Origin of the sequence: Methanospirillum lacunae (genome assembly GCF_003173355.1) — an archaeon.
GTDB classification, from domain to species: domain Archaea; phylum Halobacteriota; class Methanomicrobia; order Methanomicrobiales; family Methanospirillaceae; genus Methanospirillum; species Methanospirillum lacunae.
This window is the reverse complement of the sequence record NZ_QGMY01000001.1, coordinates 24,368-48,047: the sequence shown is the minus strand read 5'-3', so window position 1 is coordinate 48,047 and position 23,680 is coordinate 24,368. Positions and strand designations below refer to the sequence as shown.

The window sequence follows — 23,680 nt, the reverse complement described above, 5'->3', positions numbered from 1 at the left end:
GTATCAAAAGGGTTGATCTGAGTTGCAGCGAATTGCAACTGTCTGGCACCTTATATTACGCGTTTGCATTTCTGTATAATACAGCATCCCCGTTATCATACAACCGGACTGTATTCAGATCCAGACTTTCCCGCTCCCTGGTCGTTACAGGGTATGCCTCCTGGGTAATCCATTCAACAAAATTCGCGTAAATACTCATTCGTGAGGTAAGAAGCCAGTAATTATATGATGAATCAGGGGATGGTCGTTCAATAGGCTCTTTTACAGAACTCCCCTGGGTGTTCAGCCATCGTGCAGCAGAGAATGCATACCTGTCTGAAGTCAGGGTTCCATCTGTCTTCTCACCTTTAAACCACTCAATAGCCTGAATTTCTGTATCTGGATGTGATATTACAAAACTTCGGTTGTCATACCAGATCGTTCCCTTTTCAAATGGAGTTCCCATGAGAACAACTGAAGGGAAAGTTGTAGCAAGCAGGAAGAGAAACAGGATGACTGTTGCTATTTTCCATCTTTTTTCTGTTTTAAATATCCTGAGAATTCCAGCACCGGCTGCAAGAGCAAGTGGAGGCCAGAGGTATCCTAAAAATCTGAGTGGATCGATTTGGCTGTTCCATAAAAGTTCAATTCCAGGTAGGGCTCTGGTCAGACCAAGAGCAAGCAATACTAGTGGGACAGCAGCAAAGAGAAGAAGCGGGAATCGCTTGGGTGTAAGAAAATCAGGTAGACCTGTCAGAATAAGAAGCAGTATCAGAACTCCTGCACTGATCATGGGAGCCGGGTACCTGACTGCAATAAATGAATATCCGGCAAGTGATGAGACCAGTAGTATCAGTCCCCCGATAGCAAGGCAGAATCCTCCAATCTGGAGGATCCAGACTTTCCGGGATAACCAGTACATCAAACATCGGAGAGGTCTGGTTACTCCCTGATAGAAAGACGGAAGAAATGCAACACATACAAAGATCAGGAATATACCGATTACCTGGATTATTGCCGGTATAGTATGAAGTGGTGAAATTTTGTTGATATCATCAATAAAGGATATATAAATGAAAGTGAGTCTGAATTTCCACCAAATAAGCATAAGGGAGAGGGCAAATGCCATAATTAAGCAGATAATGCCTGCGTCCTTTCTGATTCTGGTGTCAGATTTGAAGAGATATATCTCTGCAAGCGTCATTACCGGAAATATTACACAGAACATAAATGCAGACTGATGGTGGGCAAGAACGAGCCCTGTTATTACGGTAATAGATAGGAAGATGTCTGATACTCTTCCGGTCCTCACAGCCCGGTGAGAGAAGTAGATTGAAAGAAGGAAGAAGGGTATTGCGAGTGTTTCCCTGACCCCCTGTGATGCCCAGTGAAGGTAGGGGATACTAGCGAGATATATTAGAGATGCGGTTAATGCAGTCTTTCGATCAGTGTATTCACGTCCCATAAAGTAAAGGATTGAAACCGAAAGTGATCCAATGAGGGGTATTATGATCTTTTGTACTGTCATCGGGGAGATTGATAAAAACCCTGATAATGCAGACACCACCACCGGAAAGACTGGCTGCTGGAGACGGTATCCCGCTGCTGCTGTTGATCCCTGGACTAGCACTTCCAGCACCGATTCATAATCCTGCCATGGATCTCCCCATGTGAGATAGGGGAACCTGAATGAAAGGATGAGGGCGGTAGTGGCAGCGATAATAACCAGGCTTGATCCCGGTCGCTGGCAGCTGATACAGGAGAGAACAGCAATCCCGAAACAGATCAGAGATAGTGGGGCGAGTGAGGGATAGATCCTTGATAAAAGAAGGATACATGCAGCTGCAGCACAACTTACAGAGCACAGATATAGGTATGTTCTGTCGTTCATAGTATTCTAATACTCTCTGATACACTCCGGAAGGGTGTCGTATTCAGGCCATCTTCGGTAAAGAGATTGTATGTGATCTTCACTTTATCACCTTGAGATCCAGTGAGATTATTGATGATGACCGGGAACTCTGTCATCTCTCCTTTATCAAGGATAACTGGTCTTGAACTTATTGTATCATTCTGAATTTTGGTTACAAGAAAAAACCTGGTGTTTTTCTCCTGGTTATGAATTCCAATAATACTGGTGAGACCTTCTCCTGCATGCACTGATGTTGGATAATCTGCTGCAGTATGATTCATATTAAGTAGCCAGAGTTCAGTTGTTTCTGCGGGTTGTGCGGCAGATAATATCCATAATGCAACACCAAGAAAAAGAAGTATTGTCAGGAGTCCTGCGGCAACGATAGGGACATATTTGTGTAATTCACTACCTGCCTCGCTGATGAAATCTGATATTGTGATCCTGTCTGATCGTGTATAAACCACGATAAGGGCTATCAAAACGAAAATTGTTGTGTATAACAGAATTATTGAAGTAAAGAATGGAGTAACACCGGGATCTGACAGATAAGAAAAAGCCCGGTTTCCAATAAATTCACAGACTAATGCACCAACAGTCAGAAATGTGATGCTGCAGAGCAGACTTCCAATAATTGTTACAATCCGCTCACCAGATGCTTTGAATGGGAAGAGTATTGTCATTACTGCATATCCTGAAAGCCAGAATCCACAGACGATTCCTGCAATTGAGGTAGCAGGGCCTAGATAAGGAATAAGAATTCCAAGTAGACCAAAGACACACAATATCAGGCCCGAGAGCAGGATGAGTTCAGGAATTCTCAAGAGTGAATCAGTTCTGAACATTCCCTTATTATTCATCTTCTCTATAATGTGTGCTTGAAAATGCTTTAAAATAAAGAGTTGTACCTGGTTGGAGGTTCTTTAAATGGATATCAAAAAAAGAGAACAAAAGATACGTCCTATCCGAGGAACTTTCTGATATGTCCTGCCTGTAAAATGAGATCTGTGAAACTTTCCATCTGACATGCAGAAAGCCCTTTCTCTATCCTGGATGAGATATCCTGATGTTCTGGATCAGGCTGTATCGGGACGATCTCGTTTACTGCCTGAATCACTCCATCTGGAATGAATTTTGATTCAGGGTTCAGGTACCTGACTGAATCAGTTAAATCTGCCTCAAAATTTACATATGTCTTCTTTAAAAATTCAATATCCTCTGGAGTAAGAGCATTCATTCCAAGGATCTCTGGTGGTATTCCGATCGAATACAGAGCAGCAGTTACGGTGATGGCACGAGGCAGTGATACCTCCCCCATACTCCGTGAATACCCAAAGAGCCCGATATGTAGTTTTCTCTTCCGTCTTCCCGGGATATGTCCCGCTATCCGGTTTATCATCGGGGCAAGTGTGATGATCTGTTTCTGATACTCGGCAGAGTATCGATCCAGAAGGTTGAGTGACTCTTCCTCATCAATGAACACAGCGGGCTTGATATCCCGCTCTTCAAGGAGCCTTATCCCTTCTGCAGCCTCATTGAGAGGATAATCATACTTGAATGCAGACTGAATGGTGAAGGTGTATGTTCCCGGGTACTCCTTAACAACGCGATCCACTGTATCAGGTCTCAAGTTTCCTCTGAACGGAGCTGATCCTGCACCGATGATCGGGCATATCGGAACTCCGGTCTCTTCAGAGAGTGCAGATAATTTCCAGAGTGCTATTTTGTTGAGCAGGATTGCTCCGATCTGCCCATAGTTGACGGCTGGATCTGAGCGTGCCAGAAAGACCCGCTGGTATGGCAGGTTTTTATCCTGCATATACCGTCTCACGATTGAGGCAGCATTGAGCATCCCGTCCCTGTCTTCAAAGAGCGGGATCACATTGATTCGATCTGGGTGAAAGGATCCGATCCAGTCTGCAATTGTGCTATCCCGTCCCCCGAGTCTTTGGTGTTGTTGCCCGACAACGAAATCACAGTAATACTGGTAGATGTTGTCGATGGATGAGTAGGATGTTGTCATCGGGAGGATGACCTCAAAGATCGGAGGTGTTTCATCTCCGTAAAAGAGAGAGGCGATGTCGTAGGATCGTGGAATTGATCCTAATGTCTCAAGCAGGATCTTTGCTTCAGCACGTTCGAACTCAGGGTTTGGAACCCTCAGTGTGAGCAACCTATCTTTTCCGAGCTGATTCTTTCTGAAGTACTCGGGGTAGCGTGAGAGAAGTTTCTTGACAACAAAGTTGTCAACTTCCTTACCTTCACAATCCCACATCTGTTCACGACAGCCAAGATGTGAAAAGATGTAAAACGCCTCTCTGACCTCGTCCTCGCCGCTCAGTTCAGGGTTAGCTGCAAAGAACGGGGTGGTGACATTATCTGGGTGCTGCGTACTCATCGTTCGCGGGATTGAATCAGTCAGATTAGTAGGATTATTACTGGTTGCACGAGTTGTAGATGTACGTTTGTTTTTCATCACAAGCCCCCAATAAACGATCAAAAGACAATGGCAGTCAGAAAAAAAGAAACAGAACTGAATCCGAATATTATTGTCTAATATTTTCCTTCACGAGTAATAACACTTCCCCATTATTCTAGGCAACCGTGTTGAATTCTGGATGATCTCCGCGGGTAATGATAAATGTGCAGTGGTCAAAACCGGTTGAATAACATTCGACTTCAACAACTTGTGGGTTTTGCATAAACTCTTCTGAAAACAAGGATGATAGGACACCTATATCAAATGCACAAGAACCATGTCCGGTAATTGGCAGGTCCTGGCATTCGAAGCATCCCTCCACCCGGAGAGTCAGCGGGTGTTCAGAAACTAGAGTGATCGTTCCAAGTCCGTATGACTGCCAGAAGGCACTCATTTTTGAAACCTTTCCGGCAACTGTCTCATCAGCAACCAGAGGGGCAAGAGCCCTGCCGATTCGAAGACCAGACCTCTTCAGGATTGGATCGATGTTCATTCCAAGGTTCATAGCCTCGGTTCTGAAAACGCGAAGTGTATAACTGAAAAAGGATGCGATGTCTCCTTCGGTGAAAGGAAGCGTACCTTCCTCTTCATGGATATGTTTCTGCGCAGTTTTCCTGTCTGCATTAGTTAGTTGTCCGATTGGTTCTGAGTTCATCGAAATGAGCCTTTTACGGTGGTCTACCGGATCAGGCCTGGAGGAGATAAGGCCTGCAGTTTCCAGGTCCCTAAGGTGAACTGATATTGTGGATTTCGCCTTACCGGTTAGCGAGACTATCTCGTCAAATGAGATCTCGCCATCAGCAATGATCTTTAAAATCCGGCGCTTGATCAGACTGTCTATTGCAATAACACTTGTTTTTGTTGAGAAGAGGGTGACCTCGCCATCCCTTTCATGATCTTCAATGGCTCCTGCCTGGTTCACATACACAGATTTGATCACAACCTTTATACTCGTTCGCATGCAATAGAATGTTCGCAGTAATACGAATGGAGAGAACAACATGAAAGCAGAAGCATACAAGATCGCTGATGGCGTATACTGGGTCGGAACTCTTGACTGGGATCTGAGAACCTATCACGGATACACACTGGACGGAACTTCTTACAACTGTTACCTCATCTTTGGTGAGAAGACTGTCCTTATTGATAATGTCTATCCCGGCCAGACTGCACAGATGTGGGGCCGTATCGCTGATGCCTGTGCTCGTGAAGGAAAAGATCTCAAGATTGACATCATCGTACAAAACCATGTCGAGAAGGATCACTCCGGTGGTGTTGTAGAGGTACACAAACGCTTCCCTGATGCACCGATATACTGTACCAAAGTCTGCGAGGAGGGATTGATCCGCCACTATCCTGCACTCAAGGATGCTACATACAAGAACGTTAAAACCGGTGAGACACTTGATATCGGAGGCAAAACCCTGGCGTTTGTTGAAGCACCCCTCCTTCACTGGCCAGATTCCATGTTCACGCTCTATGCCGAAAATGGAATTCTTTTCCCGAATGATGCCTTTGGTCAGCATCTCTGCTTTGCAGACAGGCTTGACACTGATATCCCTGAGTACATCCTGATGGATGCAGCCCAGAAATTTTATGCAAATCTCATCGTTCCACTAACTCCGCTCTTCCTCAAGAAAGCAACTGAACTGACGAATCTTGACCTGCTCAGTAAGGTGAAAATGATTGCCCCGTCACACGGCCAGATCTGGACAGACCCCTCAAAGATCATCAACGCTTATGTCGGATGGGCAACCGGCACCGGGATGAAGAACAAGGTAACCGTCATTTATGACACGATGCATGGATCAACCAAGATGCTTGGTCATGCACTTGCAGAGGGTGCCATGGCAGGCGGTTGCGATGTTAAGGTCTTCAACCTCCATGAAGATGAACGTTCAGAGATCGTCAAGCACATCCTTGAATCTAAAGCGATCATGGTTGGTATTCCAACGATCAATGATATGCCATATCCAAGTATCGGTGATCTCCTTTACTATCTCAAAGGTCTGCGGTTCAACCGGACCGGTGAGCGGCTTGCCCTTACTTTCGGTTCAATGGGAGGAACAGGTGGGGCTATTAAGATTGTCGCAGAAGAACTCAAGACCGCAGGGTTTACTGTTGTTGATGGTATGGAAGTTCTCTATGTGCCTGATGAGAACGAACTCGATAAAGCCTTTGCGGCAGGGAAGGAGATTGCACAGAAGGTTAAGGTCTAATTAATTAATTACTTAATTTCCTCCGATTCAAACACGGACTCCCATGTCCAATAACTCCCCATAAGCCACCTGATCGAACACTCAAGTTTCAGGCCTCCCGGACTTGCCGGGAGGTCACCCTTCTGGGCTCTTTTGTTGTTTATTTCATCTTTGTTAATTATTTGTTATACAAATCCCGGGCTGAATCCTGTTCATGAGGCATCTTAATAAAATGATGTAACTGATAGGAACCTTAAGAAAGTTGAATCCAAGATTTTGATGTTGTAAGACAGCAGGACTATCATATCTTTAATTCCCTAACAACTACAGACAGAATGAATGATAGAACTGAAAGAACCAGTCAGGTCAGAAATCTCTTAATAACCCCTGATGTCTGATTCGGTTATCTGGGATATTCCGGTTAAACAGAATTTTCAAAAGGTGATAACTGCTTATCTAAAAGATGGGATATTACATTTATCTCCATCTGGGGAGAGTGCTGGTGAACTGGCTCACCATCTGCTCTGCTTTGTTGACCGGCATGCCATACTCACTGGCAAACATTGTTGCATATTTTTTGATCATGGTCTCAAAAGTTAGGTCAGGTTCAGTGAATGCTCCATTCTGATAACAGTAGGTACAATACCTGGTGCTTGGGGTTCCATCCTTCTCAGTCCCGGCATCATGATCTGAAACAAGAGGCATTCCACAGCTCTCGCATGATGGGATTACTCTCCCGCTCCAGCGGACCAGATTCTGAATCTGCATTCTGCTAAGTTCTATTGCCTTATCAAGGGGCATTTCGTACATCTTTGAGATGATTTCCCCTGCTTTTTCAGACATTTGTTCTACTGTTGCGGTTGGATCAGTAAATTCTCCATTCTGGTAGCAGTAGGTACAATACTGTGTTGATGGTGTTCCATCTGATTCAGTGCCTAGATCTGAAGGTGACATAAGTGGCATTCCACAGCTCTGGCAGACTCCGGGTATAGTGCTCATGATATCGTCTTTGTTTTTAATGGTGAAATGTTCTTCTCTATGCTCTAGCGTGGTCAATTCTGCTTTAGAACTTCCCTAATTATCTCGACAGGCATAAATGTCAGGTCAGCAACCTCTTCAGGTGTGTGTCCTTCCCGTGCAATTCTTCTGATCACCTCTTCCATGGACTCTCCAACCTCGATCAGATGATCATCAGGATCAAAGAACCGCACAGTTCTCTGCTGCCAGGGAGTATTCTCGATCGGGTGGAGCAGTCTTACTCCTCTGCTTGTTATTTTATTGAAGAAGGCATCGATCTCATCGGTATCAAAGTAGATCTCCTGAGCCGGCCTCTCTGGTGGCTCTGAGATCCCTGCTCCTTTGTACAGGAGTCCTGATGCAAACGCCCGGTCCCAGAGTGATATTCCTCCAATGAAGGTTGTTAATCCCTCGATCTCGAGTTCTATAGTAAGATCAAAGAGTTCCTGGTAAAATGTGCGGCTAATATCCATGTCCTTACAGATTAAAACCACTGAATGATACTTGATCACAATTATTCCTCTCGATGAACCAGGCTTTAGATCCGGTTCTTACGGAGAGTTTCCCTGTATGGTATAAATAGATTTGATAAATCGTGCGAAAGTAATCAGTTTTTTTATTCGATTATACAGATATTTTCCGAGGGGTGTTATTTTATGGATTGTTCTAGAACAGTAGTTCTGTCTTTCATAATTGGCAATGGTTGCGGGTATCTGGGTGGATAATTGTCACTTGACATAAACAATCACAAACCTTAACTCCCATCTCTCCAAGAATTTTCAGGACAATCATGATTAAAAAGATAAACCAGCATATCGAGGAGGATTTTGAAGCCAAGGTTCTGAACCCAATCGAGTACTGGCTATGGAAGTTCCGATATATTGCTCTACTTGCTGTTTTTTTCTGTGCGTTTGCTTCCATTGCACTTTTTATTATGGGAACAATGGAAATTCTTACTCCGGTAAAAGAGATCATCATCACGACCCCGGGTATTCTCACAAATCATGAGCAGATAAGTAATGAGAATATTTTAAAGGATTTTATCGGGGCTCTTGATCTCTATCTGATTGCGGTCTTCTTCCTGATTTTTAGTTTTGGTCTGTATGAATTAATCATTTCAAAGATTGACATCGCTCATGACTCAACTGATGATGTAGATCATCCACTCCTGCAGATATCCTCGCTTGATGAACTCAAGAGCAAGATCATCAAGGTTATCATCATCATCCTCATTGTCGCATTCTTCAAGAACGTTATCTCAATGAAGATGCTTGCGGTATCAGATGCATTCATGCTTGCTCTGGCAATTCTTGCACTTTGTATCGGCTCATACTTCCTGACAAAAGCGCATTAATACAGGAGCCTCTTTTTTTGCCTGGTAAATTACTGATAATTTTACTTTGAGGCGATCATATAAACCGCGGATCTGATTCCGCTATCATTATCGCTTCAATAGCACTCTTCTCTTTATCTTTGATCTCAAGCATAATATCGATATCATGTGGACTTGAAAATGCAAGGAATCTTTTAAAATCATCTGGATCGATATGCTCTATATGACTCCCCACTCGTTTTTCCAGATGTTGTGAGCTATAATCTATCATTGGTATTCCATCGCTCTTCTTCCAGGTTTTGCCTGTTAATTTCAGCATCTCATCTGCTCTTTCACCGGTGTTGTGGCAGGTGTGGTGAAAGACATCAAAGAGGATCGGAATGCCGGTCTCTTCATGTATTTCGAGACAGTCTGTAGCAGTAAACCGTTGATCATCGTTCTCAACAACAAGACGTTTCTGTAAAGCTGGATCAAGCATCTCATAAACACCGATGAATCTTGAGATTCCTGCCTTCGCATCTCCATATACACCACCGACATGGAGTTGGATCTTGGCAGTACTATCCAGATTCATGATGTCAAGTAGAGCAGCATGATACATTAGTTCGTCAATGCTACGGGAAACCACCTTTTCATTAGGAGAATTTAGAACAATAAACTGGTCCGGATGCATTGATATTCGAATTCCAGTATTACTAATGAACTCTCCAATTTCTTTGAGTCTATCCTTAAAATGCTCTTTCCAGGGATATGTGCAGATTGGATGTGATGCAAATGGGATAATGTCTGATGTGATCCTGAAAAACCGGATCCTATGCTCCAGATTCCATGCAAGGATTCTCTCAAGACACATGAGGTTATCTGATACAGAAGAGATCATCCTCTCTTCAGAGTATGATTTAAGCCTGAATGTTCTTCCTGAACTGCAACCGATTCCTCTGTTGATACAGGGATATCCAATCTTCATATGGTATGTTCTACAGGATCTCTGCCTTTCCAGGTAATGAACAAGAGCCTGAGTACTCATGATATATATTGGAAGTACTATACACACAGCAACGGGATAAGGAAGCAAGAGAGGAGTGAACTGATTATATGGGAATAAATGGCTATTACCGCGAGTCTGTGGAGACGATGGACCGGGGGAGTCTTGATGAACTGATCGAAGAGAGGCTCCATTATACGGTTATGTATGCAAATGAACACTCTCCATTCTACCGGAAATGGTTCAAAACCCATCATATCGATCCGGATTCCATCAGGTGCCATGAAGATCTCCTCTCACTTCCTATAATATCTGGAGCAGACATAAGGACCCATCAGCCCCCCAATCAAAATGAGTTTGGATTTAAAAGTGTATCCTGGGATAGTGTCTTTACCGTTCATGAAACAAGTGGCACGAGCGGGGTACCAAAAAGTTACTTTCTTACATGGAATGACTGGCAACGATTTGCGGAAAAATATGCCCGGTCATTTGTATCCCAGGGAATAGGTCCCGGTGACAGGATCATTATCTGTGCATCATATGGGATGAATGTGGGTGCCAATACCATGACACTTGCAGCACGTGATATTGGTTTTACAATTATCCCGACAGGAAAGTGCACCTTCCCACTTAGGGTTATCACAAACTATCATCCAACAGGAATTGTCGGTAGTGTTTTCAAATTTTTACGGCTTGCAGACAAGATGAAAGCTGAAGGGATCAGACCTGAAGAGTCAGGAATTCAGAGACTGATCATCGGCGGCGAGGCGTATGCTGAAGAATCAAAGGCATATCTCCGGGATCTGTGGGGGTGTGATGTATACAACACCTATGGCAGCACAGAAGGCACGATGTGTGGTGAATGTACTGCCCGGCAGGGTCTGCATGTTCCAGAAGACCTGGTACACATGGACATATACGATGACAGGATGAAAAATTTTGTTAAAGATGGTGAATGTGGGCGGATTGTTCTGACAACCCTTATTCCTGAAGGCGAATTATGTGGGACGATCCTGTTGAACTATGATACTGAAGATACCACTGTTATAATATCCCGGGATACCTGTGCCTGTGGCAGAACTCACATGAGGATATATAGCCCGCAGCGTGAAGCTGAAACCTTCTGGATCCAGGGTGCCCCGTTGAACCGGGTTGATATTGAACGTGGAGTTTTTCAAAGGGAGAATATGGAGTATCTCACCGGAGAGTATGAATCGTTTATTTATTTTGATGAGGAGCATGATACGACTCTGCTACGGGTGAATGTGGAGAGTAAACATCCCGAAAAACCTGAGCACGATCTGATCTCTGAAAATTTTATCAAATCATTTTTCGCTGGAAAACCCGGGCTTATTAATCCGTATCAGGAAGGCCTGTTATCGATAGCATGCCACATCACCCCTCCGGGTGGGCTTGAGTCAGCTGCACTATCCGGGCGTCCTAAGCGGCTTGTAGACCGGAGATAAAAAAGGTAGGAACCTGAGATTTTATAAATCCCATGTCGGGTTTTACCCGTCCAGGTTCTGTCCTGTGTAAATCCCTGAGCCAACTAACCAATCATCTCCGGCAGGAGTGACATAGCAGAGTTTTAATTCGTTCTTTTTAGTGTCCGGGTTTCCATATACCACGTACACATATCCTCCGCCCCTCTTTGCTGCATCTATTTCCATTCTGATGATCTGACATCCAAACTGATCGGTGTAATCTGACCGGTTTGTTCCTATCAATTCTGGCTGGTGTGGAAGAGCAAGAGTTGTCCCGTCGTACCCATATGCAAATATATAGTCTCCTCCGTCAGCATATGTACCGTTAATATCATTGAAATCAGCAATTGCCTTCTCTTTTCCGATATCATCTGCATGCATTGCAGCTTTTTTTACCCGCGTATTGAGGTCACTAAGGTTTTGTGGTGATATTGAGGCCTGAATCTGGGGTATATAGATCCCTGATCCGATAAACCAGCTGTCATCAACGGGTTTCACCTGGAAAAGTTTCAGCATCGGGGTGTAATTTTCTGCAGGATTCGGATACACAAAGTAGAGATAACCGCCACCATCACTGGCACGATCAATCATTGCAGGAAGGATCGAAAATCCATTTACATCGGTGAGGTTCATCCGGTTCTTCCCGATAAATCCCTGCTGAAAAGGAAGAGCAAGGGCTGTACCATTCATGTCATATGCAAAGATGTACCGATCTCCTGTTACGAACGGCCCTGACTGGTTATTAAATACAGATAGAACTTCCTTCTTTCCATGATTTTTAGCATAATCTGTTGCATTTTCCATATATTCGGTGAGTGAGAGAATTGAACTGTTCAGGTCCTCGGTTTTTTCTGTCGTGATATTAATCTTAAGATTTTTGACAGGTTCAGAATCACCAATATCACTGATTACAACGATTCTCCATTGCTGTCCATCAAATTCAAGGGTATCCCAGATCGCTTCCCGTGGGACTTTTTTATTCCAGTTCTGGTTCCAGAACTGATATGAAGATGTGCCTGCTCTCTGTGATGTGATATTAATTGCAGCCTGGTGAAGAGTTGGTTCAGCGTACAGAGGATCAGAAATTGCATCACGCCCGATCTCTTCCTCATTGGTTTCGTATACAATGAGTCCGTTTGGCTGAAGGATCATGATATCATACCTGCTCTGCTCTACCGCAGGAATGATGTACTGCCTGAGAAATTCTTCAGGTCTGAATGTTAGATCAGTATATCCCAGGTAATTCTTCTCTGGTGAAAAGATTGGATAACTGAGTGATACTCCATAAAATCCCTCTGTGAGAAGGAATATGTCACTAAGTACCGGCCTCTTCTTTTTATTTGCTGTTATAACTGCAGTATCATTTAGAGACATACCCACAAGATTCTGGTACTCAGCCGGTGCTGCAGCTGTGACCAGTCCTGAAGGTAAAATCACGAGTGATGAATGGGCGAAAGGAATTGCAGACACCTTGTCATTCAGAACTGTTGAAACATACTCACCTTCAAGTGTGCCGTTTGAGAATGTTTTAGCGCTCTTCTCATTTGCACGTTCGACATCTTCAAGGCCGCTGGTTATCTCATCAGATATTTTTCCGATAAGATTCTTCATATCCTGATGCCTTGAATCATTAACTGCATTATTCTGCTCTGCTCCTGCCATAACCAACAGAAGGTAGACGATCAGCAGGCATAGGAGGATCTTAATCCCTCTCATACAAGTCACTGGGATGACATCGCTTTATAATCCATCGGATACGTCGTGGAAAAGAAAAATAGCATCGCTCTTAAAAAAAGGAAATTTAGGGGCTTATTCCGCCGGCCTGTTTGATCAAACCACAGATATCGATCCAGATCACCAGTTCCTTCTTACTCTCTCCCCTCTCTCCAACTTCTTTCTTGATGACACCAAGGATATATGACTCGTCACCTGCCCCATGTGAGTTCTGATCGATATCAGCAACAGAAACTGTGAGCACTGAAGTGACCTCATCAACGACAACCCCTGTTTTGCCATCTGTTACCGATTCGTCAAGAACGATAAACCTGAGATCTTCGCTATTATTGTCTCCGCCTTTTTTAATTTTGAGCAGGTGGCGGAGATCAACGATGGTTGTGATCTCACCACGCAGATCTATGATCCCCCTGATATACGAGGATGCGTGAGGAAGGGGAGTTATTTTGCTCGCTTCTACGATTTCCCTGACATCAAAGAGGTTTACTGCGAACTTATCTTCACCGATAAGAAATTCAACAACCTGTACTTCATCGTTACCGGCAGCTGTCCCTAAACTGCCTGAACCGTTTTGCTGACTTGCTGCAATTGCCATTTCTCCTCACTCATTAGACCTGAAACCGTGCTAGTTCTCTGGCTACCTGTTCGATATTGGATGACACTTCAGATATTACTTTTTCGATCTGTGCAATAGATGAAGATGCCTCCTCTGTTGCTGCTGCAGAGTCTACTGCCTGTCTGGTAGTCTCCTGAAGCAAGGAGGCAAGTTCGTTAATACTGGCTGTAATCTCTTCAACCGACGCAGCCTGTTCTTCAGATGTTGCAGCAACCCCTGTTACATTTGTTGAGATATCTGCAACCGATTCAGCGATCACCTTAAAGGCATTCAATGTCTCTGCAAGGGCTACATCTCCTTCTTTGACGATGGCTCCTGCTTCAGTTACCGCTTCTGCAGCCTTTACAGACTTATCTTGCAGGGATCTGATCATGTCTGCAATGTTCTCAGCAGATTTCCGCGAGTCCTGTGCTAGTGATTTGACCTCTGCTGCAACCACCGCAAATCCCCGGCCAGCTTCACCAGCACGTGCAGCTTCGATTGCTGCATTAAGAGCAAGGAGGTTTGTCTGGTTTGCAATATCTGTGATAACATTCACGATCTTGCCGATCTGATCCATCTGTGCCTTGATATCCTGAAAGATAAGTTCAACCTGACTTGAGTTTTTAGATATCCCAACCATCACCTCTTCAGCCTTTTTTGCGAGATCTACTCCAAGTTGGCTCTTCTCATCAGCATCGGTTGCGAGTCTGGCAACAGACTCACTTCGGACAGCAATGTCTGATACGGTCCGGTTTAGATCCTCCATGGCATTCAGGATCTGTTTCACCCCGTCTTCTCCCTGTTCTGCGTTGTGTCCGACGATATTCGAACTCTCGGCCAGGAGATTTGTTCCATTAGTTACTTCCTTTGCACTTGCTGTGAGTTCTTCTGTCGCAGCAGATATCTCCCCGACCTTCTTGCTAAAAACCTGGAACGGTGTTACAACAGTATCAAGTACCTGGTTTATGCCTCGTGCTATCTCGAAATAATCACCAGTATAATGATCCTGATGAGTTCTTGAGGTTAGATCTCCTTTTTCTGCTGCAAGGGCAACCTGAATAATCTCATCAATTGCATGTTTCTGATGTGTAATATCATTGTACACGGTCAGAACGTTGTATACTGTTCCCTCCTCATCAATAAGTGGAATATTATGCCTCTCAACAGTCTTCTCGCCAGAAGGAAATCTTATTGTGGCCTCTCCCTGACTGGGTTTTTTTGTCCTGAAGGTATCTGAAACACTGTCCCCTGATTGTTTCACATATTGGAAATCTTTGATGGTGATTGTCCCAATATCACGTTTATCAAAACCCATGAGTTTTAAAGCGGCCGGGTTCATCTCCACAACTTTCAGATCCGGATTCCACAGGATGAAGGGAAATGGATTGTCAAAAATAATAGTTTCTGAACGACGTTGCAGGATCTGGTTCTCACGTGTATGTTTACGCTCCTCGGTTACGTCAATGTAAACACCAAAGGCAGATGTTACATCCCCTTTTTGGTCGATGAGTGGAATCGTATTTCCAACAAGTTCTTTCCTGCCACTTGGAAAGTCAACGACTAACTCTGCCTTTCCCCTCTTCTTCTCCTGAATTGCTGATTTTGATCCAGTTCCGGATAAACTGATGACATTTATATCTGATATCTTCATCCTGAGTAACTGTTCTTTTGTAAAACCGGAGAGTTCGGTGAATGCAACATTTGCATGCTGTATCTCAAATGCTGAGTTGAACTGGAGGATCGGAAGCGGGTTCTGATCAATAATAGAATCTGCCTGCTGCTGTATTTTTTTTATCTCGGTAATATCGTTATACACAGCGAGTATCTTATCTATATTTCCTGAATTGTCCAGAATCGGTATTGTATGTCTGATCCAGGTGACAATTCCTGAAGGAAACTGAAAGGTTGCCTCTCCAATTTTCGCCTTCCTGTCTTTGAGGGTCTCTGCGAGTCCTTCCCCTTTCTTATCAAGGTAAATAAAATCGTGAAGAGTTGCAGAGATACTCTTCTCTCTACTCCACCCGGTAGCTTTGATAAATGCATCATTCACGTCAATGACTTTCAGTTCACTGTTCCAGATGAGTATGGGATTTGGATTTTGAGTGAAGATAAATTCTGACTCATCCTTATGAGATTTAAGTTCCTCTATCTCCTGTCTCATCCTCTCTATCTCACCTCTCTGACCTGTATCATCGTTCGATTCGTTCACTTCATACCCCCAATATTTGTTAGCTACTATCCTCACCTGATAGATGTAATATCTTGCGGTTATGTTCCAGTCTTAAAGGTTTTCCTTTCTTCCACCCGTAATGCTTTTCTTATCTGCTGGATTATTATCAATAATAGTAATCCAAAAAAATATTTACCTGGAAGAGTTGTTGCGATCACGTTTCCCGGGGTGCCTTAATGACAAACTATTCGGATCCACAGAACCAGACTCAAAAATGGCTTGTTATGGGGGCATCTTTTCTCAAGAAGGAACAACTGGACAAGGCTTTTTATGCATTCAAAGAAGGACTCCGCAGTGATCCCGAAAATGCAGAACTCTGGTATCAGATAGGTATTGTTCTTTCAAAACAGGAGCGTCATCGTGATGCCATTAAGATGTATCGCAATGCTCTCAAATATTCTCCTGGAAATAACAATGCTCATCTCCAGCTCGGAATTGCCTTTCATGAAGTCGGAATGTACAAGGAGGCGATTGCAGTTTTTTCCCGGCTGATTGAAAATCAGCCTTCAATGTGTCAGGCATGGATGTACCGGGGTTCATGTCTTGTTGCAAAGGAACAGTTTAAAGAAGCACTTGGTGATCTTGAAGAAGCAACCGACTGTGGGCTTAGTCAGGTTGAGATCTGGGTACTGAAAGGGTACTGTTATGAACAACTTGGTGATCACCAGGCGGCAATAGATGCGTATCAGATTGGGTGCGAGATCTCTCCTGATGATTCAATGCCATATTTCGGGCTTGCGAGTGCCCTAAGCCATATCGGTGAGAGTGAACAGGCAGTAGAAGCACTATTTGAAGCTGTCAAGCAGGATCCTGATTTTGCTGATGCCTGGAATCTACTTGGTGATCTTCATGCGGATATGGGAGATCTGGAGATGGCAACCACTGCGTATCAGCAGGTGCTCAAACTCCAGCCCTGGAATTTTGAGGTGCGGTACACTCACGCCCTGCTCAAAGCTGAACTGTCAGGAGATACCGATGGTGTAACAAATATCCTGAACCAGATTATTCATGAGGGACAGGAGACACCCGGGTATTATAACTCACATGGTCTGGCTCTTTTACATCTCAAAAAATATGAGGCAGCAATCCAGGCATTTGATCATGCCATTATGCTTGATCAGACCAATCCGTCATATTGGCACAATCATGGGGCTGCTCATTATAAGATGCGACATTACAACGATGCAATAAAATCGTTCCAGCATGCTCTCAAACTCAATCCCGGTAATGTCAATTCGTGGATTGGACTTGGAATGGTTGCATCCCGCCAGTATGATTACTCACGTGCAATCGGTGCTTTTACCCAGGCTACAAAGAGAAACTCTAAAAAACCTAATGTCTGGGTCCTCCTAGGTGATGCGCAGTATGAACGCGGTGATTGCCGCGAAGCAGTCATCTCATATGAAAAAGCCCTTGATCTGGACCCTGATAACTCTGCTGCCTGGAATCAACGGGGATTAGCACTTCGATCACTTGGCAGCCATGATGATGCACTCAAATCCTTTGAACATGCCACTGTACAGAAGACCGATAGTCCTGACACCTGGGTAAATCATGCAATAACCAACTTTGAACTGGGGGAGTTCTCGGGAACTATTACCTCGTTTGAAAAAGCCTGTAAGATTGGACCCATACCTGTTGACAGCTGGAAAGTGTATCTTAATGCTCTTGCATACCAGAACGAACATCAAAAACTTATTCGGGTTGCAGAACGGTTCCTCGAACGGTTTGGAGGAGATGATGAGGTATTCTTCCTGTTTGGTGTCTCCCTGTACAAATTAGGGCTTTACGAGGGAGCAATTGGAAAACTTAATCAGGCTATCTCCAGAGAGAAGAATAATATTGAGGCTTTGTACTGGTATGGCCTTACACTTCTTGCACTGAAACGATATTCTGAAGCTATCAATGCGTTTGAACAGGTTGAGGATAGTCAGCCTGATGATTATCAGGCATGGTATTCTCATGCAAAAGCACTGGTTGCAATGGAGCAGTTCCAAAAGGCTGAATTTATTCTCAAACATTCGATCCAGATCTCAAGTTCCGAGATTGATTCCTGGATGCTTCTTGCGAGTATACAGATCTCATTGAATCAATTGCCTGATGCGATCCAGTCACTGAATCATGCACTTGAACTGGATCCTAAAGATCAGGATGCTCTGATAAAGAAAGCCGATCTCCAGGTAAAGATCGGCTCATTCAAAGGGGCCTGCCAGACCTATGAGAAGATTGCTGATCCGGCGGCAGGCACGTATGAGGTGCTATATGGGTATGCGAATGCACTCCTGCAGATTGGTCAGGTAAAAGAAGCGTATGGAAAAGTCCAGCGACTACTTGAGAAGCATGGAAAGATTGCTGATATATGGCTTCTAAAGGCAGAAATTGAAAAGTCTCTCCATCTTTTTGAAGATGCATCCCTCTCTCTGATTGAAGCTTCCCGTTATGCTCCTGATGACAACACGATTCCCGGTACTCTGGGAGTGGCACTCTTTGAAGCAGGGAAGTATAAAGAGTCTCTCAAGTACCTGGAAAAGGCACTCTCCCGTGATAGTAAAAATGGTGAACTCTGGAAAAGAAAAGCAGCAGCCCTTGAAATCCTCCGCAATTATAATCTGGCTGCTGAGGCATACCAACAGGCTGCACTCTATCTCCCAGATGATCCTGGAATAATCAAAAAACAGGGAGTAACACTATATGCAGCGGGAAAATGTGAGAAGGCAATTGCCAGTTTTAATAAGTACCTGGATCTGGCTCCTGATGATTCAGAAATTTGGGCAATGAAAGGAAAAGCGCTCTACCGTCTTGGAGAATATGAACGTTCTGCTGAATCTTTCGGTCGTATTGGTGAAAAGAATCGTGATCCCTCTATCCTTCTCAGGTATGCACGTAGTCTGTGTGCAGCAGGAAAATTTGAAGAGTCACTCAGACCCCTTGAACTCGTACTTGAGCAACGTCCTGATGATCCGGAAGCATGGCGCCTTAAGGCTGATGCAGAGATAGCATGTGGAAGACAGGATGAGGCAGCACGAGCGGTAATTGAAGCACTTAAACAGTTTCCTGAAGATCCAACCCTGCTTCTTTCCCATGCAAAAACGCTGTATGAGAACGGGGCATATGATGAAGCTCTGCAGGCTGTTGAGAAGATCATTGAAATTGCCCCTGATATTCCTGAACCATGGGCGTTACATGCCGAACTTTTCTGGCTTACAGGGCAGCACGAAGCAGCTGTCACTGCTTATGAGAGGGTACTGGCAGAAGATGATGACAATGCCAGGGCCTGGTTTTTGAAAGGAGATGCCCTTCAAAATCTTGGACGTTTTGAAGAGGCTGCAGTTGCGCATGAGCGGGCGTTTTCACTCGGAGGAGATAATACAGTTGGTCTGATGATATCACGAAAGATGCGATATTTGCAACAGAAAAAGTAAATAAATAGATGAGAGACTGCGTACCAATCTGATTAAGATATTATTATCCTGCCAGGTTTTTTCCTGCTGCAATATGTCCCTTAAGATTTTTTAGAACGGTTTCACGGTCATAGGGTTTTACAATATATCCGGTTGCACCGACTCTGAGTGCGAGGGCTACTACCTGTTCAAGCCCTGCTGCTGAACACATGATGACTGGAATATCAGGGAATTCTTTTTTTAATTCACGGAGAGCCTCTATCCCGTTCATATCAGGCATGACCAGATCCATTGTGATGAGGTCAGGTTTATGCTCACGGCAGAGTTTGATTCCCTCCGGGCCCATCCCTGCGGCAACAGTATCATATCCTACGCTCTTCAGGATCTCCGCCATGTTGTTCTGGTCTTCCGGATTATCATCGATAATTAAAATGGTAGGCATTTATTCTCTCTTCCACCCGGCTGAGCATCAGCTATACCCTGGTATATACCAATTATGTCGATCTTGAATATCAATCTACGGGAAATAGATGACAGAAATCTGGTGAGAAAAAAAAGGGAATACCTGATTACCTACCTGAACAGGCGGTACCGGCTCCTCTCTGGAGTGCAATTTTTCCGGTTCTGACCATTTCAATGATTCCATATGGACTCATAAGATCTTCGATTGCTGCGATCTTACTTGAATCACCAGTAACCTCAATCATCAATGAATCAGTCCCGACATCGATGATCTTTGCCCTGAATATTCCTGCAACCTGCATGATCGCAGATCTGACTTCTCCGGGTTCTGCCTTGACCTTGATGAGGGCTAGTTCCCGTTCTACATGCTCCAGGTCTGTGATATCCAGAACCTTGATGACCTCTATTAGTTTATTGAGTTGCTTTTTTACCTGCTCGATCTGGACATCGTTACCTGAAACGACAATAGTAATCCTGCTGGTATCTGGTTGTTCGCAGGTCCCGACCGCAAGGCTTTCGATGTTGAAACCCCGTCGAGAGAAGAGTCCCGTCACTCTGGAGAGGACTCCCGGACTGTCTTCTACCAGGACACTGAAGATATGTCGGTTCATCTACTCCTCCTCATGTTCGGTGTGTTGCCCAACGATCATCTCGCTGATGGCTGCTCCTGCCGGAACCATAGGGAAAACATTCTCTTCACGCTCAACCCTGATATCAAGTAGATATGGACCATTACAGTTAAGGGCCCGTTTGAATGCAGAATCAATATCAGGTATTGATCTCACAGTTTCTGCCTCGATTCCATAGGCCTTTGCAATGTGTTCAAACTGCACCTCCGGAAGCTCGGTGTACGAGTACCGCCGCTCGTAAAAGAGCTCCTGCCACTGCCTGACCATTCCAAGGAACTGGTTGTTCAAGATTACTATCTTGACCGGGATTTGATACTGCGCGATGGTCCCGAGTTCCTGGATGTTCATTTGGAAACTTCCGTCTCCCGCTATGACAAATACCGGCTGGTCAGGAACGGCTACCTGGGCTCCCATAGCTGCCGGGAATCCGAAACCCATAGTACCAAGCCCTCCTGAAGTAATCCACTGCCTGGGATGGGAAAACGGGTAATATTGTGCTGTCCACATCTGGTTCTGCCCGACTTCGCTTACAATAACTCCCTTATCACCCAAAGTTTCTGCAAGTCTTCTGATCACGTACTGGGGACGAAGTTTTCCATCCTCTTTAAATCTGAGCGGATGATTCTTTTTCCAGTTCTGTACCTTCTCTGACCATTCAGGGTGAGAACAGGTAGCAGGGATTCTTTTCAGGAGATCTGTGAGGATGTTCTTTGCATCTCCGACGATAGGGATATCAACCGGTTTATTCTTTCCAATCTCTGCAGGATCGATATCCATGTGGATGATCTTTGCATTCGGTGCAAAGGTTGCCAGATTTCCTGTTACCCGATCATCAAACCTGACTCCGATAGAAAAGAGCAGATCTGATTCTGTAATAGCATAGTTGGCATACTCAGTGCCATGCATCCCGAGCATACCAAGGTTGAGCGGGTGATCAGCAGGAATACACCCGAGACCCATCAGGGTGGTTGTAACCGGCATACATGTTCGCTCGGCAAACTCAACGAGTTCTTTTGATGCTTCTGAGGAGATCACTCCACCTCCAGCATATATTATCGGCCGCTTTGCTGCCTCGATGAGTTCTACTGCTTTCTGAATCTGCTTGCCGTGGCCCTGATAGGTTGGTTTGTATCCCCTAAGCTTAATCTGCTGGTCAGGTCCGTCTTCATCAGGGATCTTAGTTGTGCTGACATCTTTTGGGATGTCTATAAGGACCGGTCCCTTTCTGCCTGTATTGGCAATATAGAATGCCTCCCTGATGATCCGTTTCAGATCCTTTACATCCTGTACAAGGAAGTTGTGTTTTGTCACCGGCATGGTGATGCCGGTAATGTCAGACTCCTGGAACGCATCGTTTCCTAGAAGTCCGGTTGGGACTTGTCCGGTAAGAGCAACAACCGGGATGGAATCCATGTATGCAGTAGCCAGGCCGGTTACGAGGTTACAGGCGCCAGGCCCGGATGTGGCGAGACAGACCCCCACTTTTCCAGTAGCACGGGCGTATCCGTCGGCTGCGTGAATGGCTGCCTGTTCATGTCGTACCAGGATGTGCCTGATATCTGCGTCATAGAGTTCATCGTATATCGGGAGAACCACGCCGCCCGGATAGCCGAAGATAACATCTACTCCCTGCTCTTTCAGCCCTTCAATCAGTATCTGTGCGCCGCTTTTCATCTAATTCCCTCAAAAGGCGGTTCATTCCCGTCACCACAGCTTCAACACTTGCCTGGATGATATCCGTCCTTGCGCCGCGTGAAGTGATGGTTCTTCCATCTTTTCTCAGTTTTACGGTTACATCAACCATTGCATCTGTGCCACCCGTGATGGCCTCCACATGATATTCATCGAGCCTGATGTCACCGGCACTGGCAACTGACTGCTGCAAAACCCTGAGAGCTGCATCCACTGGTCCGTCACCCGTTGCTGCTCCTGTGACCTCTTCTCCGTTTACTTCCATGGTGACCGAAGCAGTGGGAAGGATATTTGATCCACTTACAACCGTGAACTGCTTGACACTGATGATAGGCTTGCACTCAAGCAGCATGACTGCATCAGCGATGGCCATCACATCGGTATCACTCACCCGTCTGCCCTCATCTCCGAGTGCCTTGACCCGCTTAACAATCTCCTCAAGCTGCCGGGGATTCGGACTATACCCAAGCTCGGTCAGTGCCGCTTTCACCGAGGCAGAGCCTGAGTGTTTACCAAGAACTATACGACGCTGGCGTCCTACTGATTCCGGAGATATTGGTTCATACGTGCGTGAATCCCGGAAGAGTCCGTGGGCATGGATCCCACTCTCATGGGTAAATGCCATTGTCCCGACTATTGGTTTGTTTGTTGCAAACGGCACACCAGTCAGGCGGGATACAAGAGTTGAGAGTGGATAGATCTTTTTTGTGTCAATCCCTGTCTTGTACCCGTATAATGTCTCAAGAGACATTATCACTTCTTCAAATGGTGTGTTTCCTGCCCGCTCGCCAAGGCCGTTTACTGTCACATGTGAGCAACTTGCCCCTGCCTTGAATGCTGCCAGAGTTGTCGCGAGAGCCAGCCCGAGATCGTTATGACAATGGATGCTGAGCGGAGCCATACAAAGGGGTGGAATGATCTCTGTTGCCCTCTCGGGTGTGAGAACTCCCACGGTATCACAGAAACAGAGTCTGTCTGCTCCGCTTTCAATCCCGTCACGATAGAGCATTGCAAGAAATTCCTGATCAGCCCGTGAGGCATCTTCTCCAGAAAGTTCTACAATCAATCCGCGTTCCTTTGCATATGCCACGGCACTCATTGCCATTGCATGGACCTCTTCACGGGTCTTCTGCATCTTCTTTGATATATGAAGATCAGAGACCGGGACCACCAGATGGACTGAGTCGGCACCTGCTTCAGCTGCGCAATCGATGTCCTGGTTTAGTGCCCTGACATAAGTACAACACTCTGCTGCGAGGCCGGCATCTGCGATAAGCCGTATAGCCTCTCTTTCACCTTCTGATGCAACAGCTGATCCTGCTTCAATAACATCTACTCCGATGTCAGAAAGAGCAGCAGCAATCTCAAGTTTATTTACAGGGGTCAGCGATACTCCTGGTGTCTGTTCACCATCACGGAGCGTTGTGTCAAAAAAGCGAAACCGTCTATTGCCCAATAAAACACTCACTCATAGGATATTGCTCCCATGAGTAGGTGGGGTCCGATCTGCTAAAAAGGTTGTGCCATAAATGGTGCATTTATTTATA

At 45.0% G+C, this 23,680-nt stretch carries 18 protein-coding genes; 4 read left to right on the top strand and 14 right to left on the bottom strand.

The features are described from left to right. Positions 1-55 precede the first annotated feature (55 nt). The 4 genes from DK846_RS00225 to DK846_RS00210 form a co-directional block, all read right to left on the bottom strand. Positions 56-1,870, bottom strand: coding sequence for a glycosyltransferase family 39 protein (locus DK846_RS00225; RefSeq protein ID WP_109966913.1), 1,815 nt, complete (start codon positions 1,868-1,870; stop codon positions 56-58). Further along, positions 1,867-2,751: a DUF1616 domain-containing protein gene (locus DK846_RS00220; protein ID WP_109966912.1), complete on the bottom strand. Its 885-nt coding sequence runs from the start codon at positions 2,749-2,751 to the stop codon at positions 1,867-1,869. The genes DK846_RS00225 and DK846_RS00220 overlap by 4 nt, the downstream gene beginning before the upstream one ends. 101 nt (positions 2,752-2,852) lie before the next feature. Next, positions 2,853-4,367 carry a phosphoenolpyruvate carboxylase gene (gene ppcA, locus DK846_RS00215; protein ID WP_342769636.1) on the bottom strand — a complete coding sequence of 505 codons (1,515 nt, stop codon included), beginning with the start codon at positions 4,365-4,367 and terminating at the stop codon, positions 2,853-2,855. Positions 4,368-4,485: 118 nt separating this feature from the next. Continuing rightward, the gene (locus DK846_RS00210) at positions 4,486-5,331 is read right to left on the bottom strand and encodes a V4R domain-containing protein (protein ID WP_181391545.1); all 846 of its coding nucleotides are present in this window, start codon (positions 5,329-5,331) and stop codon (positions 4,486-4,488) included. Positions 5,332-5,371: 40 nt separating this feature from the next. Between DK846_RS00210 and DK846_RS00205 the strand changes: the two genes are divergently transcribed. Beyond that, the gene (locus DK846_RS00205; RefSeq protein ID WP_109966910.1) at positions 5,372-6,589 is read left to right on the top strand and encodes an FprA family A-type flavoprotein; all 1,218 of its coding nucleotides are present in this window, start codon (positions 5,372-5,374) and stop codon (positions 6,587-6,589) included. Positions 6,590-7,045: 456 nt separating this feature from the next. Here the strand turns inward: DK846_RS00205 and DK846_RS00200 are convergent, their stop codons facing one another. Together DK846_RS00200 and DK846_RS00195 are read right to left on the bottom strand one after the other, a co-directional pair. Beyond that, the gene (locus DK846_RS00200) at positions 7,046-7,567 is read right to left on the bottom strand and encodes a zinc ribbon domain-containing protein (RefSeq protein ID WP_109966909.1); all 522 of its coding nucleotides are present in this window, start codon (positions 7,565-7,567) and stop codon (positions 7,046-7,048) included. A 53-nt stretch (positions 7,568-7,620) separates the two neighbouring features. Next, entirely contained in the window at positions 7,621-8,079 is a 459-nt protein-coding gene (locus DK846_RS00195; RefSeq protein WP_281269798.1) for a VOC family protein, read from the bottom strand. A gap of 296 nt (positions 8,080-8,375) precedes the next feature. Between DK846_RS00195 and DK846_RS00190 the strand changes: the two genes are divergently transcribed. After that, positions 8,376-8,939 carry a YqhA family protein gene (locus tag DK846_RS00190; RefSeq protein ID WP_109966907.1) on the top strand — a complete coding sequence of 188 codons (564 nt, stop codon included), beginning with the start codon at positions 8,376-8,378 and terminating at the stop codon, positions 8,937-8,939. 55 nt (positions 8,940-8,994) lie between these two features. On the opposite strand, the gene uvsE is transcribed toward DK846_RS00190, so the two are convergent. After that, on the bottom strand, positions 8,995-9,945 hold the full coding sequence (gene uvsE / locus DK846_RS00185) for a UV DNA damage repair endonuclease UvsE (RefSeq protein WP_245926412.1): 951 nt from the start codon (positions 9,943-9,945) through the stop codon (positions 8,995-8,997). A 68-nt stretch (positions 9,946-10,013) separates the two neighbouring features. Between uvsE and ftsA the strand changes: the two genes are divergently transcribed. Continuing rightward, positions 10,014-11,369: a coenzyme F390 synthetase gene (ftsA, locus tag DK846_RS00180; RefSeq protein WP_109966905.1), complete on the top strand. Its 1,356-nt coding sequence runs from the start codon at positions 10,014-10,016 to the stop codon at positions 11,367-11,369. A 42-nt stretch (positions 11,370-11,411) separates the two neighbouring features. On the opposite strand, the gene DK846_RS00175 is transcribed toward ftsA, so the two are convergent. From DK846_RS00175 to DK846_RS00165, 3 genes are all read right to left on the bottom strand, one after another. Next, positions 11,412-13,103, bottom strand: coding sequence for a cache domain-containing protein (locus DK846_RS00175; protein WP_109966904.1), 1,692 nt, complete (start codon positions 13,101-13,103; stop codon positions 11,412-11,414). 85 nt (positions 13,104-13,188) lie between these two features. Then, positions 13,189-13,716 carry a chemotaxis protein CheW gene (locus DK846_RS00170; protein WP_109966903.1) on the bottom strand — a complete coding sequence of 176 codons (528 nt, stop codon included), beginning with the start codon at positions 13,714-13,716 and terminating at the stop codon, positions 13,189-13,191. Between the two features lie 13 nt (positions 13,717-13,729). Next, the gene (locus DK846_RS00165; protein ID WP_109966902.1) at positions 13,730-15,928 is read right to left on the bottom strand and encodes a methyl-accepting chemotaxis protein; all 2,199 of its coding nucleotides are present in this window, start codon (positions 15,926-15,928) and stop codon (positions 13,730-13,732) included. 197 nt (positions 15,929-16,125) lie between these two features. Here DK846_RS00165 and DK846_RS00160 point away from each other — a divergent pair, with 197 nt between their 5' ends. Beyond that, positions 16,126-19,371, top strand: a complete 3,246-nt coding sequence (locus DK846_RS00160) for a tetratricopeptide repeat protein (protein ID WP_109966901.1) — start codon at positions 16,126-16,128, stop codon at positions 19,369-19,371. Positions 19,372-19,414: 43 nt separating this feature from the next. Here DK846_RS00160 and DK846_RS00155 read toward each other — a convergent pair whose 3' ends face one another. The 4 genes from DK846_RS00155 to DK846_RS00140 all read right to left on the bottom strand — a co-directional run bounded on the left by DK846_RS00155 (position 19,415) and on the right by DK846_RS00140 (position 23,601). After that, a complete protein-coding gene (locus DK846_RS00155) occupies positions 19,415-19,792 on the bottom strand; it encodes a response regulator (protein WP_109966900.1) in 378 nt (125 codons plus the stop codon). Between the two features lie 127 nt (positions 19,793-19,919). Beyond that, complete coding sequence (ilvN, locus tag DK846_RS00150; protein ID WP_109966899.1) at positions 19,920-20,423, bottom strand: acetolactate synthase small subunit; 504 nt, start codon at positions 20,421-20,423, stop codon at positions 19,920-19,922. Further along, positions 20,424-22,115: a biosynthetic-type acetolactate synthase large subunit gene (gene ilvB / locus DK846_RS00145; protein WP_109966898.1), complete on the bottom strand. Its 1,692-nt coding sequence runs from the start codon at positions 22,113-22,115 to the stop codon at positions 20,424-20,426. Beyond that, complete coding sequence (locus DK846_RS00140) at positions 22,087-23,601, bottom strand: 2-isopropylmalate synthase (RefSeq protein ID WP_109966897.1); 1,515 nt, start codon at positions 23,599-23,601, stop codon at positions 22,087-22,089. The genes ilvB and DK846_RS00140 overlap by 29 nt, the downstream gene beginning before the upstream one ends. Between the last annotated feature and the right edge of the window lie 79 nt (positions 23,602-23,680).

Coding starts and splice junctions, on each gene's coding strand:
- DK846_RS00210 (WP_181391545.1), bottom strand. CDS start 5,331: ATGCGAACGAGTATAAAGGTTGTGATCAAATCTGTGTATGTGAACCAG.
- ppcA (WP_342769636.1), bottom strand. CDS start 4,367: ATGAAAAACAAACGTACATCTACAACTCGTGCAACCAGTAATAATCCT.
- DK846_RS00175 (WP_109966904.1), bottom strand. CDS start 13,103: ATGAGAGGGATTAAGATCCTCCTATGCCTGCTGATCGTCTACCTTCTG.
- DK846_RS00190 (WP_109966907.1), top strand. CDS start 8,376: ATGATTAAAAAGATAAACCAGCATATCGAGGAGGATTTTGAAGCCAAG.
- DK846_RS00220 (WP_109966912.1), bottom strand. CDS start 2,751: ATGAATAATAAGGGAATGTTCAGAACTGATTCACTCTTGAGAATTCCT.
- ilvN (WP_109966899.1), bottom strand. CDS start 20,423: ATGAACCGACATATCTTCAGTGTCCTGGTAGAAGACAGTCCGGGAGTC.
- uvsE (WP_245926412.1), bottom strand. CDS start 9,945: ATGAGTACTCAGGCTCTTGTTCATTACCTGGAAAGGCAGAGATCCTGT.
- ilvB (WP_109966898.1), bottom strand. CDS start 22,115: ATGAAAAGCGGCGCACAGATACTGATTGAAGGGCTGAAAGAGCAGGGA.
- DK846_RS00225 (WP_109966913.1), bottom strand. CDS start 1,870: ATGAACGACAGAACATACCTATATCTGTGCTCTGTAAGTTGTGCTGCA.
- DK846_RS00200 (WP_109966909.1), bottom strand. CDS start 7,567: ATGAGCACTATACCCGGAGTCTGCCAGAGCTGTGGAATGCCACTTATG.
- DK846_RS00155 (WP_109966900.1), bottom strand. CDS start 19,792: ATGCCTACCATTTTAATTATCGATGATAATCCGGAAGACCAGAACAAC.
- DK846_RS00205 (WP_109966910.1), top strand. CDS start 5,372: ATGAAAGCAGAAGCATACAAGATCGCTGATGGCGTATACTGGGTCGGA.
- DK846_RS00160 (WP_109966901.1), top strand. CDS start 16,126: ATGACAAACTATTCGGATCCACAGAACCAGACTCAAAAATGGCTTGTT.
- DK846_RS00170 (WP_109966903.1), bottom strand. CDS start 13,716: ATGGCAATTGCAGCAAGTCAGCAAAACGGTTCAGGCAGTTTAGGGACA.
- ftsA (WP_109966905.1), top strand. CDS start 10,014: ATGGGAATAAATGGCTATTACCGCGAGTCTGTGGAGACGATGGACCGG.